Raw genomic sequence first — 17,420 nt, 5'->3', positions numbered from 1 at the left:
ACCTTCTTTCCCGCTCCAGCGTGAGCGTGGCGATGCGTCGCTGCCGCGGGCCCGCTTGCGTCCGCGCCACGGCGTCGCAGGCGAAGAAAATCTAGTCCTCGCTGACGAAATCCTGGGCGAACTCGGGCGATCCCTCGTCCAGACCGGTCAGCAGGTCCTCGCCTTCCGCATCGCCGCTCCGAGTCGGATCGGGCACTTCGAAGCCTACCGGGATCGACAGGTCCAGCAGGCCGGCCGCCTTCATCTCCTGCACGCCGGGCAGGTCATAGAGGCTGGCCAGGCTGAAATGCTCCAGGAAGCGGTCGGTCGTGGCGTAGGTGACGGGCCGCCCCGGCGTGCGGCGACGCCCGCGCAGCCGAACGAAGTCCATCTCCAGCAACAGGTCCAGCGTCCCCTTGGACAGGGAGACGCCGCGTACGCTCTCGATTTCGGCGCGGGTGCAGGGCTGGTGATAGGCGATGATGGCCAGGGTCTCGAGCGCGGCCTTGGACAGGCGGCGCGGTTCCTCGCGCTCCTCGGTCATCAGGAAGCCGAGGTCGGCGGCGGTGCGGAACCGCCAGCGGTCGGCCACGCACTCCAGTTCAACGCCCCGGCCCTGATAGCGCTGGCGCAGAGCGGCGATGGCCCGGCCCGTGTCGACGCCTTCCGGCAAACGACGCGCGATCTCGGCCGCCGACAGAGGCGCGGCGGCGGCGAACAGCAGGGCCTCGACCCGGCGTTCGATCTCGGTGTCGTCAGGGGTGAAGGTCAGGCTCACGGCGTCAGCTCCAGCGGTTGGCCGAAGCCGCGACGTTTCAGGAAGAGGTCGGCGAAGGCCTCGGCCTGACGCACGTCCATGGCCCCCTCCTTCACCAGCTCCAGACTGGCCGAGAGGGTCGAGGCGGTATAGCTGGCCTGGCTGGGCCCCTCTCCGTCCTCGTCCTCACGCGCGGGCGCCACCTGGTCCAGCGGGGTCCAGTCGGCCAGACGCGGCATCATGGAGCGCAGCCAGTCGCGCGCGGCCTCCAGCTGGAAAGCCTCGACGCGTTGGCCGGGGGCATAGTTGCGACGCTGCTCGCGCCGACGCTGGGCGACATAGGCCGCCATCAGCTCATAGAGGCTGGCGTCCACGCGGTCCGACGGGATGATGACGGTGGCTTCCGGGTCGCCGCGCGTGAAGACGTCGCGCTTCAGCTGCGGACGGCTGGTGATGGCCTCGACCGAGCGGCGCATGGCCTCCAGCTTTTGAAGGCGGAACGCCAGAGCGGCGGCCATTTCTTCCGCCGGCGGCTCCTCGGCCTTGCCCTTTTCGTTGCGGGGCAGCAGCAGACGCGACTTCAGATAGGCCAGCCAGGACGCCATGACGAGATAGTCCGCCGCCATGGCGAAGTTGCGCCGTCGCGCCTCGTGAACGAAGGCCAGATACTGTTCCGCCAGCTTCGTGATCGACAGCTTCAGCAGGTCCACCTTCTGCGTGCGCGCCAGGGCCAGCAGGACGTGCAGGGGACCTTCATAGCCTTCCAGATCGACGACGAAGGCCTCTGCGGCGTCAGCATCATCGACGGCGGCGAAGTCCAGATTGGGCTGGAACGCCTGATCCATCATTTAAGCTTGCGCCTCGCCGACGTCCGGCCCCCTGGCCGCATCGAAACGGCCTGACAAGGCCGCCTCCAGCCGGGCGCGGGCCTCGGCCACGTCCAGTGGTTCGACGGCGTGGACGATGCGGTTCAACGCGGCTTCGGCGCGGCGTTTGGCCTCGCCCTTCAGCTTGCCGGTCCCCTCGGCCACCTGACGCATTTCGCCGAGATCGCCGTTGCAGTGCAGGATGACGTCGCAGCCCGCCTTCAACGACTGCTCGGCGCGCTCGGTCAGGCTTCCCGTCAGGGCCTGCATCGACAGGTCGTCGGACATGATGAGGCCCGAGAAGCCCAGATGCTCGCGCATCAGGCGGATGCCCTTCTTCGACGTCGTGGCCGGACGCTTGGCGTCGACGGCGGTGAAGACGACATGGGCCGTCATGGCCATGGGCATGTCCGACAGGGCCTTGAACGGGGCGAAGTCCCAGGCGTCCAGCGTCGCCAGATCGGTCTCGACCACCGGCAGGTCGTGGTGGCTGTCGGCAAAGGCGCGACCGTGGCCGGGGATATGCTTGATGATGGGCAGGACGCCGCCCGCCAGCAGGCCCTCGGCCGCCGCTCGGCCCAGTTGGGTCACGGTGGCGGGGTCCTGGGCATAGGCGCGGTCGCCGATGATGTCGTGGGCGCCCGGCACGGGCACGTCCAGCACCGGCACGCAGTCCACGGTGATGCCCAACTCGCGCAGGTCATGCGCGATCAGACGCGCGCCCAGGCGCACCAGCTCGCGCGCCGCCATCGGATCATTGACCGCCTTCAGATAGGCCGAGCCGGGCGGATACTTGGGCCAGTGCGGCGGGCCGAGGCGCTGCACCCGGCCGCCTTCCTGATCGATCAGGACCGGGGCGTCGGCGCGGCCCACGCTGTCACGCAGTTCGTCAACCAGGGCCTTGACCTGAGCGGGGCTGTCCACGTTGCGGCGGAACAGGATGAAGCCCCAGGGCCTGGTCTCGGCGAAGAAGGCGCGCTCCTCCGCCGTCAGCCTGTGGCCGGAACAGCCGTAGATGGCGGCGGAGGTCATGCGTCGTCTTTCCCGCCGGTCCTAGCGGACGATGCAGTCGCGGCCTGCGGCCTTCAACGCATTGCAGAAGGCGACGGCGCGCTCGCGGCTCATGCCGGTGAAGGTGGTGCGATAGACGGTCGAGCCGTTGGCGGCGGTGACTTCCTGCACGCGCTTTTCGGCGCCCGAGGCGTACTGGCCGAAGCGGGCGGCGACGGCGGCGTATTCGCGGTCGGCGATGGCCGTCGAGGAGAAGGCGCCGATCTGCACGCCCGACGAACCGCCGGCGGCGGGGGTGGACGCCGGAGCAGGCGTCGCCTTGGGCGCGGGGGCCGGGGTCACGGGGGCGGGTTTGGCCGGAGCGACAGGCGTCGGCGCGACCGCAGCCGGGGCGGCCGGCGGCAGGGCGCCGGTGGCGACCGGAGCGGCGGGCAGCGGCTGGGGCGCAGGGCGCGGCTCGACGGCTTCCGGTCCGGGCGTGAAGGTGGGAACGGCGTCCGCCGCCTCGCCGCCGTCGCGATAGACGCGCACGCCAGCTTCCGGGTCGATCGGCTGGGCGTCCAGCGGCGCCTCGACCTTCATGCTTTCAACCGGCGTGCCGACGGCGGGCGGGGCGTCGGTCGAGGAGCGCACGCCCGAGCGATAGAAGACCACCACGGCCACGATCAGCAGCAGCAGGACGATGGCGCTGATGATCAGGGTGATCGGCGGCGACTTGGCGGCAGGCGCACGACGGGGATCATAGCTGCGACGCTCGAACGGCAGGTCGTCGTCGGTGGGCGGCGTATAGGCTCCCCGCTCGCGGCCGGCGTTGGGGTTGCCTCGGTGATCGTCGTCGTAGGACATGGGTCGCGCTTTCTGGATCGGCCCAGCGCGAATCGGCGCCGGGAAGCATCAGTCTAACCCGCCCGTGGCCGCTTTCGAATCACAGATCAAGCGCCAGGTCGAGGCTGAACAGCTTGCCGTGCACCTCGATGGCGTAGCGGTCGGTCATGCCGGCGATATAGTCGCATACCGCCCGCGCCCGCTTGACCGGATCATCCGACATCGCCGGGGCCGACCATTCGGGGGGCATGACCTCGGGCTCTTCCATGAAGAGGTGGAACAACTGCGACAGGACGCGGCGCGCCTGGCTGCGGGTGCGGTTGACCCGGTAGTGGCGATACATCCGTTCGAACAGGAAGCGGCGCAGCACGCCCAGGTCGGCCATCATGCCGGGCGAGAACTGCACCATCATCTGCGGGGCCAGACGCACGTCCTCGACGGTGACGATGCGGTGCTCGGCGAGGCGCCGCTCGGTTTCGGCCAGAACATCGTCGACCATGATGCCGATCATGCGGCGCACGGCTTCCAGCCGCACCATACGGTCGTCCAGCGCGGGCCAGTCGCGGCGCACCTCAGCCAGACACGGGCCGATCAGCGGCACCTCGGCCAGATCGGCCAGGGTGAACAGGCCCGCCTGCACCCCGTCGTCCACGTCGTGGTTGTTGTAGGCGATGTCGTCGGCGATGGCCGCGCACTGGGCCTCCAGCGAGGCGAAGGTGTCGAGGCGCAGGTCCCAGTTCGCCGCACCGCCGGGCGCATAGGCCGCCACCGTCTTCCACGCCGGGTCGTCCAGGTGATGCAGGACCGGGCCGTTGTGCTTGATGACGCCCTCGACCGTTTCCCAGCTGAGGTTCAGGCCTGGGAATTTCGGGTAACGGACTTCCAGCTCGGTGATGACGCGGAAGCTCTGGACGTTGTGATCAAAGCCGCCGTAGTCGGCCATCTGGGCCTGCAGTTCGTCCTCGCCCGCATGGGCGAAGGGCGGGTGGCCCAGGTCGTGGGCCAGGGCGATGGTCTCGGCCAGATCGTCGTCCAGCCGCAGGGCGTGAGCCAGCGATCGGGCGATCTGGGCCACTTCCAGACTGTGGGTCAGGCGGGTGCGATAGTGGTCGCCCTCATGCGCCACGAAGACCTGGGTCTTCTCTTTCAGACGACGAAACGCCGTAGCGTGAATGATGCGGTCGCGGTCGCGGGCGAAGGGGGTTCGAGTGCGGCTGGCGGGCTCGAAAACATGGCGGCCGCGGCTGGCGGCGGGGTCTTCGGCGAAGGACGCGCGGGTCTGGCTCAAGGCGGACAGCACTTCTATTGCGACACAGGCCTTTGCGAACGCCTGTCAGCTCCTCATATAGAGAGCCGTGAGCACCGTCCAATCCACAGAATCAGTCCGCGACCTGTCGCTTTCGGTTTCCCCCCGCGCCCCGGAAGGCATCGTCTTGGCCGAAAGCGCGGCGAAACGTCTGGCCAGACTGGCCGAGGTCGAGGGCAAGCCGGTCATGCTGCGCGTCGCCGTCGACGGCGGCGGCTGCTCGGGCTTCCAGTACCGGCTGGAACTGGTCGATGCGCCCGAGGCCGATGATCTGGTCGTCCGCCGCGACGGTCAGGCGGCGGTGATCGACCCGGTCTCCATCCCCTTCCTCAAGGGCTCCGAGATCGCCTTCGTCGACGAACTGGCCGGCGCGCAGTTCGTGGTGCGCAACCCCAACGCGTCGTCCAGTTGCGGCTGCGGCGTCAGTTTCGCCATCTAGGGCCACGCTTGGCGCAGGGCGGACGAGCGCCCATCTTGGTTTCATGCGCCGCCTGATCTTCATGTTCCTGTTGATGGCCGCCGCGCCTTTGGCCGCGAACGCCCAGACCTGGCCCGGCTGGCCGGGTCCGCCGCCGCCCGGCTACGACCCCGGCTCGGCCATCGCGGACCAGCACCGGATCGAGATGGACCGGCTGCGTGGTCAGGCCGCAGAGCGCGAGGCCTTTGCCCGGCAGCAGCGGCTCCAGACCCGGTTGACGATCCAGCAGCTTGAGGCCGCGCGCCAGCCGACCCCGCCTCTACCGCCGCCGACCGCCTATGTCCGCTCGCCCGAAGAAGAACGGCGGGCCCGCGAGGCCCAGACCGCCCGGCGCGAAGAGATGGTGCGCGGCGCTACCGAGATCGACGCCTGGCTGGACCGCCGCCCGGACTGACCGCCCGTTACAATTGCATCCCTTCCCTGCCCCCCGCGTTTTCGCCTAGCTTCGGGCGAGAATTCAGGGTGGAGACGACATCATGCGTTGGCAGGGCGGACGGCGCGGCGGCGGCATCGAAGACCGGCGCGGCATGGGCGGCGGCGTCGCGACCGGCGGCGGCATCGGCATTTTGGTGCTGGCCGCGATCGGCTATTTCGTCTTCGGCATCGACCCCAACACCACCCAGCAGGTCGCCAGCCAGTTCGGCGGCGCCAGTCAGGGCCAGCAGGCCGGCAAGTCCGGCACGCCCGAGGATCAGGCGGGCCAGTTCGTCGAGGTTGTCGGCACCAACATCAACGACGTCTGGAAGACCAAGCTGCGCGGCTACACGCCGCCGACCACCGTCCTCTATGAACAGGGCACGCAGACCGGCTGCGGCTTCGGCCAGTCTGCTATGGGGCCCTTCTACTGCCCCGCCGATCAGAAGGTCTATCTCGACCTCGGCTTCTGGCGCGAGATGGAGACCAAGCTGGGGGCCTCGGGCGCCGACTTCGCCAAGGCCTATGTCATCGCCCACGAGTTCGGCCACCACGTCCAGACCCTGACCGGCGCCAGCGAACAGGTGCAGCGCGCCCAGCAGGCGGCGCGCTCGCAGGCCGAGGGCAATAAATATTCCGTCGCTCTGGAGCTCCAGGCCGACTGTTACGCCGGCGTCTGGGCCCGCAACGCCGCCGCCGTGTCGAACGGCCAGGTGGCGCTGGAGCCTGGCGATCTGGAAGAAGGCATGAAGACCGCCCAGGCCATCGGCGACGATGCGCTGCAACGCCGCGGCGGCGGTCGCGTCTCGCCCGAAAGCTTCACCCACGGCTCCTCGGCCCAGCGGGTCGAGTGGCTGCAGCGGGGCTATCAGACCGGCGACCCGGCGGCCTGCGACACCTTCAGGGGGCTGTGACGGTTCGGGCGCGGCGGATCGGCGGCGCCTTGCCATAGGCCACCAGCCGCAGCGCCCATTCCATCGGCCCGAAAGCGAAGACGCGCAGCCACAACAGGCTGCCGATGGCCAGAACCACCCAGATTGCGGCGGCGATCCCCCACAGGGTCCACCAGTCGAACCGCCCCCACAGGTGCAGGCCATAGAAGAGCAGGGACGTGATGGCCGATTGCGCCAGATAGCTGCTCAGCGCCATCCGCCCCATAGCCTTCAGCCCCGTGCCGACGAGGCCAAAGGCGTTCAGCTTCCACAGGGTCAATATCAGACCCACGTGGCCCAGGGTCATGCCCAGCCGACCCAGTTCATAGCTGCCGCGCGTCAGCCACAGCTCGGGCGAGAAATCATTACGCCACAGGGCGGCCGCCTGGGCGCCGTTGATGGCCAGCCCCACCGCATACCCCGCCGCCGCCAGCAGCAGATAAAAGCGCAGCGAACGCGCGCCCGTCAGCACGCCCAGCTTGAACAAGGCCATGCCCAGCAGCATGAAGGCCACGCATTCCATGACCAGGATGATGGTGTAGCTGGAGGCGGCGTAGTCGATCCAGGTGTGGACGCTCCACTTCAGCAGGCCGACCGGCCCGCCGGTGCGGAGCTCAGCCTGCTCGGCGCGGGCTTCGCGCGACGGCTGGCGCGCCGCGACCGCCGCCTGATAGGCGTCCAGCGTCTCACGCTGTTTGGGGTTCAGGCGTTCAACAGGAACATGACTTTCGGCCACGGCGCGGCCTTCGCGCGTCTCGACGGCCCGTTTGTAGGCGCTCGCGCCCTGCGTCCCCGTCAGCACGGCGATCAGCAGCACCGAGACCAGGATCAGGCTGCGCGGCCGCGCCGCCCGGAAGGCGAAGAGGAAGAAGCCCGACAGACCGTAGACATAAAGAATATCCCCCGGAAACAGCAGGATCGTCACATTGCCGATCCCCAGCACCAGCAGGGTCATGCAGCGCCGGAAGTAGACGTCCGCCGCCTCGATCGTGCCCTTGCCGCTATCGCCCCTCAGGGTGATCAACAGCATCCCCGCGCCGAACAGCAGGGTGAACAGGCCGCGCATCGAGCCCTGCAGAAAGACATGCTGGACCAGCCAGGCGACCCAGTCCGGATTATCCAGACTCGGCGCCGTCTGCGGGACATAGGCCTCCCAGATGCCGCCCATGGAAATGATGTTGACCAGCAGGATGCCGCACAGGGCGAACCCTCGCAGCAGGTCCAGGCTCTCGAGCCTTTGGGGCGCCGCGAGGGGCGCGCGCGCGGGCGCATCAATCATGCTCCACGCCTAGCGCCGATCATCCGGGCGGCAAAGCCCGAGATTGTAACATATCCTACCAGTCAGCCGATCGTCAGATCCATCTGGGACGAGACGTGCAGCCGCCCTCGCCCCAGGTCCAGCACCGCCTCGCGGTCCTCGAAGGCCGCCACGCCCAACAGGGCGTCGGGATAGTTGGGCAGGGGCGAGTCGGCGAAAACCGGCGTCTGAACCCGGCGCCAGAGATCGTCGCCGAATGTGACGGTCTTCACCTCGATCACCCGCGCCCGGGCCACCCCGCCCAGGACTATGCTGGACCCGGCGCTTTCGGCGCGTCCATCCAGCAGACCCGCCGTCGTCGCCGCGCCCTGACTCAGCGCGATCAAGGACGAAAAGCCCGTGTCCACCACGGCCCGAACCACCGCGCCCTCGACCGTGACCTCGGCGGTCAGAGCCGTGCCGCTGCGTTTGACCGGAACAGGCCGCAGGGCGGGTGAAACGACATGGCTCTCGGGATCGACCAGACGGGCGCGGCGGCGCTTCAGGTCCAGTTCCAGCACGGCCTCGCCCAGGACGTCCTGCCCCAGCACCAGGGGCGCGCCCAGTCCCGCCGCCTCGGCCAAGGGGCCCAGGTCGAGGATGGCGGCGCGCAGACCGCCGACGTCCAGCGTCCCCAGCTTCATGTCCAGCGTCACTCCGCGCCCCACCTGCGGCTGGCCGCCCACGCCGTAGGCCACCATGGGCATGTCGAAAAAGGTCGTCAGCCCCAGGGTTTCGACCAGGGCCCTGTCGATCACCGAATACTGGGCCCCGCTGTCGATCAGGGCCGTGACCTCGCGTCCGGCGATGCGCACGCGCACGGTCGGCGTGGCGGCGTCATGGACGACGAAGGGCAGCCAGCCGCTGGTCCCGCCGTCGGCGAAGGCCAGCCTTGGCCGACGCCAGATCACATGGTCCTTGAGCCACAGGCCGCCGCCGACAGCGGCTGCGGCCGCACCCGCGCGGATCAGAAAGGAACGGCGTCTCATCGTCTCTGACATGGACCGGACGGCGGCGATGCGCCAGTCCCGACGACGACGCACGGCCGCGATCGCCATCTTGTTGCGCAAAATCGCGAAAATCCCTTCGCAAACGCAAAATAATCATGACGAAGCACAGACTGACAGCTAGAAACGACCCGACATGACCGCCTCCCCTGACCGCTATCTTTCGACGCGCGGCGACGCCGCCCCGACCAGTTTCGCCGACGCCCTGCTGCGCGGCATCGCGCCCGACGGCGGCCTCTACATGCCGCAGGCCTGGCCGGTCCTGCCCGCCGACGCGGCGCGTCCGGGCCGGACCTATGCGGAGATGGCGAAGGAGGCGATTTCGCCGTTCATCGGCGACGCCCTGCCCGCCGGCGCGCTCGACCGGGCGCTGGACCGCCTGACGCGCGGCTTCGATCATCCGGCGGTGACGCCTCTGGTCGAGCTGGAGCCCGGCCTGTTCGTGCTGGAGCTGTTCCACGGTCCGACCGCCGCCTTCAAGGATCTGGCGATGCAGCTGGTCGCCGCCCTGTCGGACGAGGCCCTGGCCGCGACCGGCCAGAAGCTGACCCTGCTGACCGCCACCAGCGGCGACACGGGCGCCGCCGCCGTGCGCGCCTTCGCGGGCGCCGAGCGTATCAATCTGGTGGTGCTGCACCCGCTGGACCGTGTCTCGCCGGTGCAGCGCAAGCAGATGACGACAGTGCAGGCCGACAACGTCCTGAACCTGGCCGTGCGCGGCGATTTCGACGACTGCCAGCGTCTGGTGAAGGGCCTGCTCGCCGAAGAAAGCCTGCGCGAAGGCCGCCGCCTGTCGTCGGTCAACTCGATCAACTGGGGCCGGCTGGCGGGCCAGATTCCCTACTATGTCTCGGCCACGGCCCAGCTGGGTCAGGCCGCGACCTTTGTGGTCCCGACCGGCAATTTCGGCGACGCCTTCGCCGGCATCGCGGCGAAGAAGATGGGCCTGCCGGTCCAGGGCTTCGTCGCCGCCGTCAACCAGAACGACGCCCTGGCCCGCGCCATCAACGAGGGCGTCTACGCCCGCCGCCCCGCTGTCGAGAGCGGCAGCGTGTCGATGGACGTGCAGGCGCCGTCCAACTTCGAACGTCTGGTCTATGAAGCCTCCGGCCGCGACGCCGAGGCGACGCGCGCCGTGTTCGAGACCTTCGCCCGCGACGGTTCCGTCACCCTGTCGCCCGCCTTACTGGCCGCGCTGAAGGCCGAGGTCTCCGCCGTCTCCATCGACGAGGCCACGACCCAGGCCGAGATCGCTCACGCCCACGCCGCCTGGGGTCGCGTCGTCTGCCCGCACACCGCCGTGGCCCTCGCCGCCGCGCGTCGGCTGGACCGCGCCAACGGCCCCGTCGTCGCCCTGTCGACCGCCCACCCATCCAAGTTCGGCGCCTTTGTCTCCGACGTCCTGGACTTCGAGCCGGAACCGGCCCCCGTCATCCGCGCCCTGGGCGACCAGCCCGAGCGCCTGACCATCATCGACAACACCGCCGAAGCCGCCCTGGCGGCGGTGAAGGGCTTCGCCAACTAAGGACTCAGCACCCGACGCGGGTGGCGAGGCGTCCCGCGCGGACACTCCAGCGCAGCTCGGTCCCAGGCCGCCAGATCAGCGGCGGCCGGATAGGTGCTTTCCAGAAAGGCGCCGGGCTCGACACGGGATCGACCGCATAGCTCAGCTGACTTGCACGCGCGCAGTGTTGCGCTAGCCTGCCCCCGCGAACCGGAAACGAGGCTGACCATGACCCGCCAAAGATCGCCCAAGAAAAGCGAGACGATTGAGATTCGTCTGCCCTATGCAACCAAGACCGCCTTCACTGCCCGATGCCGCATCGAGGGCCGGACGGTCAGCGACGCCGTCCGGGGCTTCATCGACCGTGATCTGGCCCAATCCCTTCCTGCGAAGGCGAGCCGACTGCGGGGGTGGTCAATACTGGCGGCCGCGACCGCCGGACTGGCGCTGGGCGCAGCGGCGGCGCCATCTCTGGCCGAGCCCCGCCTCCCTTCCGAGGCCGCCTTCATCCAGTTGGACAGAAACCACGATGGCGTATTGAGCTTCGCCGAGTTCCGCCGAAATTAGCCTACCCGCTTCAGGAACCGCTCGGGCTGAAGGGCTAGCCAAGTCCACGGCTTGAACAGGGACGCGCCCGGACGCCAAGACGCCAGCACAATCTCCACCCGACCAACGACATTCTCCTCGGGCAGAAGCCCGACGCCTTCCGGTCGCGACCAACGGCTATCCAGCGAGTTGTCGCGATTGTCTCCCATCACGAAGTAATGGCCAGGTGGCAAGACATGAACGCCTGTGTCATCGCCCGGCCCTCCCTCGCCCCGATCATAGGTCAAATAGGCGGCGCCCTCGGGTTGGGTCTCGCTGACCTGTTGAACAATCCGCTCCGGCTCGTCGTGGTCACGGACCCGATCCAAGGGCGTTTGGCGGATCGGTAGGCCATTGATGAAGACCGCGCCGCGGCGAATCTCAACCTGATCCCCCGGCAGACCGATCACTCGCTTCACCAATGTCTCTTTCGGACGGGCTGGATGACGAAACACCACCACGTCTCCACGCGCAGGCGAGCGCGAGAACAACCTTCCCTTGAAGAGCGGCAAGTTCAGCGGCGCAGACGCCCTGCTCCATCCATAGGGAAATTTCGACACGACAATGTAGTCCCCGATCACCAGGCCTGGCTCCATCGACGACGAGGGAATGGTGAAGGGCTGGAACGCCAGAGTTCGCACGATCAAGGCGATCAACAACGTGACAAGGACGGTGCTGGCTATTCCACCAGACCCGCGCGACGCGACGGTTTCGGATGGCGCTGCAGAGAGAGCGGCAGGAAGGGGTCTAGTTGAATGGCTCATGGCGCAAGTCAGAATGAAAGCGCGCCCGCCAGCAATCAGACGCCTGTCCGGACACGTGAAAATCGTGTCCGGACAGCAGGCCGAGAGCCCTCCCCTAAACCACCTCCGCCGCCTTCCAGTAGTCCAGCCGCCGGAAGAAGGGCGCCGGGTCCTTGGGGGTGACCAGGTTGGCGGGGTCGTGGAACAGGCGGTCGTGCAGGCGGGTCAGGGTGAAGCGCACCGCCGCCGCCGCGCCCAGCCCCGGCAGGGCCGCGGCCTCGGCAGGCGTCAGGGGCCTCACGGATTCATAGCCCTTCTGGAAGGCGCGCAGGGCCGAGTGCATCGGTCGTCCTTCGACGTCGAAGCCCCAGGCGCTGAGCGCGATGGCCAGGTCATAGGCCAGGACGTCGGTGCAGCCGAAATAGAAGTCGATCACCCCGCCGACGTCGCACTGGCCATGTTCGTTGGTCGCGAACAGGACATTGTCGGGGAAGTAGTCGGCGTGGATCGGTCCGCGCGGCAGGGCGGGATCGCTCCACGGCTCGGCCAGACGCGGCAACAGGGCCTTGATCTGGTCCAGCATCTTGCGGTCGACGCCCTTGGCGGGGCCGTCGCAGCGCGCGGCCAGGGCGGCCCAGGCCTCGGGTCCGACCGGGTTCTGACGCTCCAGCTCGAAGTCAGCGGCGTCGAGATGCAACAGGGCCAGCACCTGACCGGCGCGATACTGTTCCTTGTCGGACGGCTGGCGTTTCCAGCCGCCGGGCGCCCAGTGCAGGACGGCGGCGGCGCGGCCGTTCAGATGACCGATGATCTCGCCCTGACGGTCCGCCACCGGCGACGGCGTGGGGAAACCGCGCGCCGACAGATGCCGGGTCAGACCCAGGCAGAAGGGCAGCGAAGCCGCGTCCGTCCGCCCCTCGAACAGGGTCAGGACATAGGCGCCGGACGTGGTCTCCAGCTTGTAGTTGGTGTTCTCGACCCCCTCGGCGATCGGCGTCAGCGCGACCAGATCGCCCAGGGGGTAACGCATGAGGTAGTCAGCGGCCTGATCCGGCGTGACGGGCGTGAAGACAGCCATCTCTAAACCAGCTCCGCCGCGGCGCGACGGGCGCGCACCACATCGGCCACATCGGCCAGAACGCTCTCGGTCGTGGCCCAGCGCCCGGCGCCGCGCCCCTTGCACGTCCAGACGCGACCGTCCCGACCATAGACCTTCAAGGCGTTGCGCTCTCCGTTCAGCGACTGAAACAGCGCGTCTTTCAGATCGCCGTCAAGCCGGACCGAGGCGTCCAGTTCGCCGTTCCGATCATGGCAGGCGCCGATCTGACGCACCGGCCTGTCGCCCAGCGGCGTCTCGGCCGACAGCTCGTCGCGCGGCAGGTCGGCGGGGGCGCGGCCGAAAGCCTCGAAGGACAGCAGCTTGACCTTGGCGGCGGCGTCGTGACCCTCCAGATCCGAGGACGGATCTTCCTCGGCGAAACCGGCCACGCGGGCGTCAGCCAGGGCGTCGGCGAAGGCCGCGCCCTCGCCCAGACGTTGCAGCATGAAGTTGACCGTGCCGTTCAGCACCGCCTCGAACCCGGCGACGGGACCGGCGGCGCGGGCGGCCCGCAGCGTCTCGATCATCGGCGCCCCGCCGCCGACCGAGGCCGACCAGGCGACGCGACAGCCGTTGGCGGCGGCCAGGGCCTGCAAGCCCGCCGGATCGCGGGCCACCGCCTGCTTGTTGGCGCTGACCACGTCGCAGCCCGCTTCCAGCGCGCGGCGGATCAGGGCGTGCCCGGCCTCGCCCTCGGACAGGGCCTCCAGCACCAGGTCCGGCTTCTTGGCCAACAGGGCCTCGGCGTCATTGGTGAACAGGTCGGCGGAGGCCGCCACGTCGCGCTTCTTGCCGGGATTGCGGACCAGAACCCCCACCACTTCATAGTGCTTGTCCGACAACAGCCGGTTCAGCAGACCGCCGCCGACCACGCCGCAGCCGGCCACGGCCACCCGCAGCGGCGCCTCCGGCTGGACCGGACCGGGAGGCGCCCCGCGCTCGCCGACCACCGTGCCCTCGGCGCGGCCGAGCGCCGCCACCTCGATCTCGACCCCGTGCTTCATGCCCAGATCGATGGCGTCGTGCTGGACAAGGGCGCCGCCCAGCTGGCGCGCCGTCTCCCAGCTGGCCCGGCGATAACGCAGCGGCGTGCCCGTTTCCGAGGCCGGATCGCGGTCGTAGAGACCGTCCACATCCTTGACCAGACGCACCCGATCCAGACCCAGCTCAGCCGCCAGCACCACCGCCGTCAGGTCCGATCCGCCGCGCCCCAGCAGGGCCACCCGCCCATTCGCGCGCACCCCGCCGAAACCGGGCACCACCACCACCTCATGCTCGGACAGGGCGTGCGCCAGGCGTTCGCCCTTCAGGCTGACCGGGCGGGCGTGCTGGGCCGGCCCCTCGACCACGATGCCCAGTTCCCGCACCGACAGACCCACCGCGTCCAGCCCCACCCGGTCACAGGCGATGGCGACCAGGGCCGCCGCCTTCTCCTCGCCCAGCACCACATAGGCGGGCAGCAGTTCGTTCTCGTGATCCAGACCCAGGGCGCGGGCGTCGGCCAGCAGCCTGTCCGTGTGACCCGAAAGGGCCGACACCACCGCCACCACCTTACGCCCGGCGCGAACGTGGCCGTAGATTTCCGAGGCCACGGCCGGCGCTTCGGCGGCGTTGCGCAGAACGGACGAGCCGAATTTCAGCACCACCACCTCGGCGTCCGGGGCGACCTGGGGTTTCTGTTTATCGGCGACGAGAGCGAGGGCGGAAGCGGGCATCGGGGTGATCCTGAAGGCGGGGTCTGGTGGGGAGGCGGAGGTCGGTTCGGGCCATAAAAAAACCCGCCCGGGGGTCCGGGCGGGGTGTTCGGTTTTTGCGTTTCTCGCCTAGTCGGCGCGCATCATCCGGTCCCCGCCCGCGAGGGCATGGTGGTGGTACCGGTGGTCGTAATCATGGACGCGAAGAGACCCGTCGCCGCGACGGCGATCAGGGTCATCATCATGCTGGCGAAGTGGTCGAGCACAGGCGGCGTCCGGTTGAAGATCGTGCCTCAAGGTGTTCCACGACCCCGCACCGCGTCAACCCCGAAAAGAACAAATTTTTCTCAAGCTGAGCGAATAGGCGTGATTTCACCGACGAATTACGCAATCAGCCCGAAATGAGGTGAATTATTTCGCTTGACCGGCGCCCTTCGCATCCGCAACGTAAGCTCACTCATCAAGACCGGCTGAGGGATTAGGCCCTTTGACGCCGGGGCAACCATCGGGTTCCGCCCGAAACGGTGCCAACTCCTGCGGGGTTTTCAGGGCGACCTGAAAACCGCGAGAGATGGGTGGAGCATCGACGAGGCGACGCTCCACGGTCTGTCACTGCATGGGTTCCCTGGTGAGCCGTTTTGCTGAGTGACCGAGACCCATGACCCTGGCCCTGATCGATCCCGTCGCCCCCGCCGAAGAGCCCGCCTGTCGGCCTGCGTCCGCGCGCCGTCCGTCCGAGTTGCTGTCGCGCGACGGGGCCCACGACGTCGTCGTCCCCATCCCTGACGGTTTCGAGCTCGATTTCGGCGGAACCCTGAACCAGAAGCAGATCGTCGGCCGCCTGCACGGCAAGGCCGGCGCCCCCGTGATCGTCGTGGCCGGCGGCATCTCGGCCGACCGCTACGTCCACCGCACCGAAACCAAGGGCCTGGGCTGGTGGTCAGGGGCCGTCGGCGTGCGCGCCCCCATCGACTTGACCCGCTTCCGCGTCCTGGCCTTTGATTTCGCGCCGGAATTCGGCGAGGGCGTCAAGGACGCCAAGACCCCGCTGACCATCACCACCCAGGATCAGGCGCGGCTGCTGGCCCTGCTGCTGGACCACCTGGGCGTCGAGAAGGTCGCCGCCTTCATCGGCTGCTCCTACGGCGGCATGATCGCCCTGGCCTTCGGCGAGCTCTTCCCCGACTGGGCCGAGCAGCTGGTGGTGGTGTCCGCCGCCCACCGCCCCCATCCGCTGGCCACCGCCTGGCGCGGGATCCAGCGCCGTATCCTGCAATTGGGTCTCGAGACCGGCCGCGTGGATCAGGCCGTCGGTCTGGCGCGCGAACTGGCCATGACCACCTATCGCACGCACGAAGAGTTCGGCGACCGCTTCGATTCCGAGGCCCCCAGCCATGCCGGCCAGGCCTACCCGGTCTGCGACTATCTGACGGCGCGCGGCCGGGCCTATCGCGACCGCACCACCCCCTCGCGCTGGCTGAGCCTGTCGGACTCCATCGACCGCCACCGGGTCGAACCCGAGGCCATCACCGCCCCGGTCACCCTGGTCGGTTTCACCACCGATCGCCTCTGCCCCATCGACGACATGAGGGAACTGGCCGCGCGCCTGCCCAACCTCTGGCGCTTCGAACAACACCCCTCCCTCTACGGCCACGACGCCTTCCTGAAGGAAGACGCCCTGGTCGCGGACATCCTGACTTCCGTACTGAAGGACATCGACCAATGAGCCGCGCCGCCCGCCCCGCCGATCCCCGCACCATCGCCGCCCGCTTGGGCGTCGATACGGACACGGCCCACGGCGCGGTCATGCCGCCGCTCTATCTGTCGTCCAACTATTCCTTCGCCGGCTTCGACCAGAAGCGGAAATACGACTACTCGCGCTCGGGCAATCCGACCCGCGACGTCCTGGCCGAGACCCTGGCCGAGCTGGAAGGCGGCGCCGGCGCCGTCATCACCGCCACCGGCATGGCCGCGGTCGATCTGCCCCTGTCCTTGCTCAACCCCGGCGAGTTGCTGATCGCGCCGCACGACTGCTACGGCGGGACCCATCGCCTGCTGACCGCCCGCGCGAAAAAGGGCCACTTCCGCGTCGCCTTCGTCGATCAGAATGATGCAGAGGCGCTCGACGCCGCCCTGGCCGACGGCTGCAAGCTGGTGCTGATCGAGACCCCGTCCAACCCCCTGCTGCGCGTGGTGGATGTGGCCGACGCCTGTCGCCGCGCCCATGCCGTGGGCGCCAAGGTGGTGGCCGACAACACCTTCCTGTCGCCCGCCCTGCAACGCCCGCTGGAACTGGGCGCCGACATCGTCGTCCACTCGACCACCAAATACATCAACGGCCACTCCGACGTGGTCGGCGGCGCCGTGATCGCGGCCGATCCGGCCGATCATGCGGAACTGGCCTGGTGGGCCAACTGTCTGGGCGTCACCGGCTCGCCCTTCGACGCCTATCAGACCCTGCGCGGGCTGCGGACCCTGTTCACCCGCATCGAGCGCCAGCAGACGACCACGGGTCTGGTCGCCGCCGCTCTGGAACAGCACCCGGCGGTCAAGGCCGTCCACTACCCGGGCCTGAAGTCCCACCCCGGCCACGCCCTGGCGACGCGCCAGCAGTCGGGACCGGGCGCCATGCTCAGCTTCGAACTGAACGGCGGGACCGACGCCGTGCGCGACCTGATCGAGGCCCTCGACATCTTCACCCTGGCCGAGTCGCTGGGCGGGGTTGAAAGCCTGATCGCCCACCCCGCCACCATGACCCACGCCGCCATGACGCCCGACGCGCGCGTCACCGCCGGCATCACCGACGGCCTGATCCGCCTGTCGGTCGGTCTGGAGCACCAGGACGACATCCTGGCCGACCTGATTCAGGCGCTGGACGCCCTGGTGCTGCAACAGGCGGCCTGATGCGAAAAGGGCCTCTCCG

At 68.8% G+C, this 17,420-nt stretch carries 17 protein-coding genes and 1 riboswitch; of the genes, 7 read left to right on the top strand and 10 right to left on the bottom strand.

Features of this window, described 5'->3' with window-relative positions; translation table 11 throughout:
• Nucleotides 1-91: 91 nt before the first annotated feature.
• From scpB to ACZ5XO_RS04265, 5 genes are all read right to left on the bottom strand, one after another.
• Nucleotides 92-757, bottom strand: a complete 666-nt coding sequence (gene scpB / locus ACZ5XO_RS04285; protein WP_464164080.1) for an SMC-Scp complex subunit ScpB — start codon at nt 755-757, stop codon at nt 92-94.
• Complete coding sequence (locus tag ACZ5XO_RS04280) at nt 754-1,581, bottom strand: segregation and condensation protein A (protein ID WP_312781752.1); 828 nt, start codon at nt 1,579-1,581, stop codon at nt 754-756. Before ACZ5XO_RS04280 ends, scpB begins: the two co-directional genes overlap by 4 nt.
• A 3-nt stretch (nt 1,582-1,584) precedes the next feature.
• The gene (gene nagZ, locus ACZ5XO_RS04275) at nt 1,585-2,634 is read right to left on the bottom strand and encodes a beta-N-acetylhexosaminidase (protein ID WP_464164079.1); all 1,050 of its coding nucleotides are present in this window, start codon (nt 2,632-2,634) and stop codon (nt 1,585-1,587) included.
• A gap of 21 nt (nt 2,635-2,655) precedes the next feature.
• On the bottom strand, nt 2,656-3,459 hold the full coding sequence (locus ACZ5XO_RS04270; RefSeq protein WP_464164077.1) for an SPOR domain-containing protein: 804 nt from the start codon (nt 3,457-3,459) through the stop codon (nt 2,656-2,658).
• Nucleotides 3,460-3,538: 79 nt separating this feature from the next.
• Nucleotides 3,539-4,726 (bottom strand): deoxyguanosinetriphosphate triphosphohydrolase, encoded by a 1,188-nt coding sequence (locus ACZ5XO_RS04265; RefSeq protein WP_464164076.1) that lies wholly within the window; start codon nt 4,724-4,726, stop codon nt 3,539-3,541.
• Between the two features lie 103 nt (nt 4,727-4,829).
• Between ACZ5XO_RS04265 and ACZ5XO_RS04260 the strand changes: the two genes are divergently transcribed.
• The 3 genes from ACZ5XO_RS04260 (at nt 4,830) to ypfJ (ending at nt 6,550) form a co-directional block, all read left to right on the top strand.
• On the top strand, nt 4,830-5,183 hold the full coding sequence (locus ACZ5XO_RS04260; protein ID WP_464164853.1) for a HesB/IscA family protein: 354 nt from the start codon (nt 4,830-4,832) through the stop codon (nt 5,181-5,183).
• Between the two features lie 43 nt (nt 5,184-5,226).
• Nucleotides 5,227-5,616 carry a hypothetical protein gene (locus ACZ5XO_RS04255; RefSeq protein ID WP_464164075.1) on the top strand — a complete coding sequence of 130 codons (390 nt, stop codon included), beginning with the start codon at nt 5,227-5,229 and terminating at the stop codon, nt 5,614-5,616.
• An 82-nt stretch (nt 5,617-5,698) separates the two neighbouring features.
• Nucleotides 5,699-6,550 (top strand): KPN_02809 family neutral zinc metallopeptidase, encoded by an 852-nt coding sequence (gene ypfJ / locus ACZ5XO_RS04250; RefSeq protein ID WP_464164074.1) that lies wholly within the window; start codon nt 5,699-5,701, stop codon nt 6,548-6,550.
• On the opposite strand, the gene ACZ5XO_RS04245 is transcribed toward ypfJ, so the two are convergent.
• Together ACZ5XO_RS04245 and ACZ5XO_RS04240 are read right to left on the bottom strand one after the other, a co-directional pair.
• Nucleotides 6,537-7,847, bottom strand: a complete 1,311-nt coding sequence (locus ACZ5XO_RS04245) for a DUF418 domain-containing protein (protein ID WP_464164073.1) — start codon at nt 7,845-7,847, stop codon at nt 6,537-6,539. The genes ypfJ and ACZ5XO_RS04245 overlap by 14 nt on opposite strands.
• A 62-nt stretch (nt 7,848-7,909) precedes the next feature.
• Nucleotides 7,910-8,854 (bottom strand): retropepsin-like aspartic protease, encoded by a 945-nt coding sequence (locus ACZ5XO_RS04240; protein WP_464164072.1) that lies wholly within the window; start codon nt 8,852-8,854, stop codon nt 7,910-7,912.
• A gap of 154 nt (nt 8,855-9,008) precedes the next feature.
• On the opposite strand from ACZ5XO_RS04240, the gene thrC reads away from it, so the two are divergent.
• Nucleotides 9,009-10,397, top strand: coding sequence for a threonine synthase (gene thrC, locus ACZ5XO_RS04235; protein ID WP_464164071.1), 1,389 nt, complete (start codon nt 9,009-9,011; stop codon nt 10,395-10,397).
• A 207-nt stretch (nt 10,398-10,604) separates the two neighbouring features.
• Nucleotides 10,605-10,943, top strand: a complete 339-nt coding sequence (locus tag ACZ5XO_RS04230; protein WP_464164070.1) for an EF-hand domain-containing protein — start codon at nt 10,605-10,607, stop codon at nt 10,941-10,943.
• Here ACZ5XO_RS04230 and lepB read toward each other — a convergent pair.
• From lepB to ACZ5XO_RS04215, 3 genes are all read right to left on the bottom strand, one after another.
• Entirely contained in the window at nt 10,940-11,617 is a 678-nt protein-coding gene (lepB, locus tag ACZ5XO_RS04225; protein WP_464164069.1) for a signal peptidase I, read from the bottom strand. The two genes, ACZ5XO_RS04230 and lepB, sit on opposite strands and share 4 nt — an antisense overlap.
• Before the next feature lie 202 nt (nt 11,618-11,819).
• Nucleotides 11,820-12,782, bottom strand: a complete 963-nt coding sequence (locus ACZ5XO_RS04220; protein ID WP_464164068.1) for a homoserine kinase — start codon at nt 12,780-12,782, stop codon at nt 11,820-11,822.
• A gap of 2 nt (nt 12,783-12,784) precedes the next feature.
• Nucleotides 12,785-14,518 (bottom strand): amino acid kinase family protein, encoded by a 1,734-nt coding sequence (locus tag ACZ5XO_RS04215; protein WP_464164067.1) that lies wholly within the window; start codon nt 14,516-14,518, stop codon nt 12,785-12,787.
• Nucleotides 14,519-14,951: 433 nt separating this feature from the next.
• Nucleotides 14,952-15,075: riboswitch (SAM riboswitch) on the top strand.
• Nucleotides 15,076-15,155: 80 nt separating this feature from the next.
• Between ACZ5XO_RS04215 and metX the strand changes: the two genes are divergently transcribed.
• Together metX and metB are read left to right on the top strand one after the other, a co-directional pair.
• On the top strand, nt 15,156-16,223 hold the full coding sequence (gene metX, locus ACZ5XO_RS04210) for a homoserine O-succinyltransferase MetX (RefSeq protein WP_464164066.1): 1,068 nt from the start codon (nt 15,156-15,158) through the stop codon (nt 16,221-16,223).
• The gene (gene metB, locus ACZ5XO_RS04205; protein WP_464164065.1) at nt 16,220-17,401 is read left to right on the top strand and encodes a cystathionine gamma-synthase; all 1,182 of its coding nucleotides are present in this window, start codon (nt 16,220-16,222) and stop codon (nt 17,399-17,401) included. The genes metX and metB overlap by 4 nt, the downstream gene beginning before the upstream one ends.
• The last annotated feature ends 19 nt before the right edge of the window (nt 17,402-17,420 follow it).

The organism is Brevundimonas sp. T2-11, assembly GCF_055397675.1.
This window is presented reverse-complemented; position numbering and strand designations above follow the sequence as displayed.

Coding starts and splice junctions, on each gene's coding strand:
- ACZ5XO_RS04280 (WP_312781752.1), bottom strand. CDS start 1,581: ATGGATCAGGCGTTCCAGCCCAATCTGGACTTCGCCGCCGTCGATGAT.
- nagZ (WP_464164079.1), bottom strand. CDS start 2,634: ATGACCTCCGCCGCCATCTACGGCTGTTCCGGCCACAGGCTGACGGCG.
- ACZ5XO_RS04270 (WP_464164077.1), bottom strand. CDS start 3,459: ATGTCCTACGACGACGATCACCGAGGCAACCCCAACGCCGGCCGCGAG.
- ACZ5XO_RS04255 (WP_464164075.1), top strand. CDS start 5,227: ATGCGCCGCCTGATCTTCATGTTCCTGTTGATGGCCGCCGCGCCTTTG.
- ypfJ (WP_464164074.1), top strand. CDS start 5,699: ATGCGTTGGCAGGGCGGACGGCGCGGCGGCGGCATCGAAGACCGGCGC.
- ACZ5XO_RS04245 (WP_464164073.1), bottom strand. CDS start 7,847: ATGATTGATGCGCCCGCGCGCGCGCCCCTCGCGGCGCCCCAAAGGCTC.
- ACZ5XO_RS04240 (WP_464164072.1), bottom strand. CDS start 8,854: ATGAGACGCCGTTCCTTTCTGATCCGCGCGGGTGCGGCCGCAGCCGCT.
- thrC (WP_464164071.1), top strand. CDS start 9,009: ATGACCGCCTCCCCTGACCGCTATCTTTCGACGCGCGGCGACGCCGCC.
- ACZ5XO_RS04230 (WP_464164070.1), top strand. CDS start 10,605: ATGACCCGCCAAAGATCGCCCAAGAAAAGCGAGACGATTGAGATTCGT.
- ACZ5XO_RS04220 (WP_464164068.1), bottom strand. CDS start 12,782: ATGGCTGTCTTCACGCCCGTCACGCCGGATCAGGCCGCTGACTACCTC.
- ACZ5XO_RS04215 (WP_464164067.1), bottom strand. CDS start 14,518: ATGCCCGCTTCCGCCCTCGCTCTCGTCGCCGATAAACAGAAACCCCAG.
- metX (WP_464164066.1), top strand. CDS start 15,156: ATGACCCTGGCCCTGATCGATCCCGTCGCCCCCGCCGAAGAGCCCGCC.
- metB (WP_464164065.1), top strand. CDS start 16,220: ATGAGCCGCGCCGCCCGCCCCGCCGATCCCCGCACCATCGCCGCCCGC.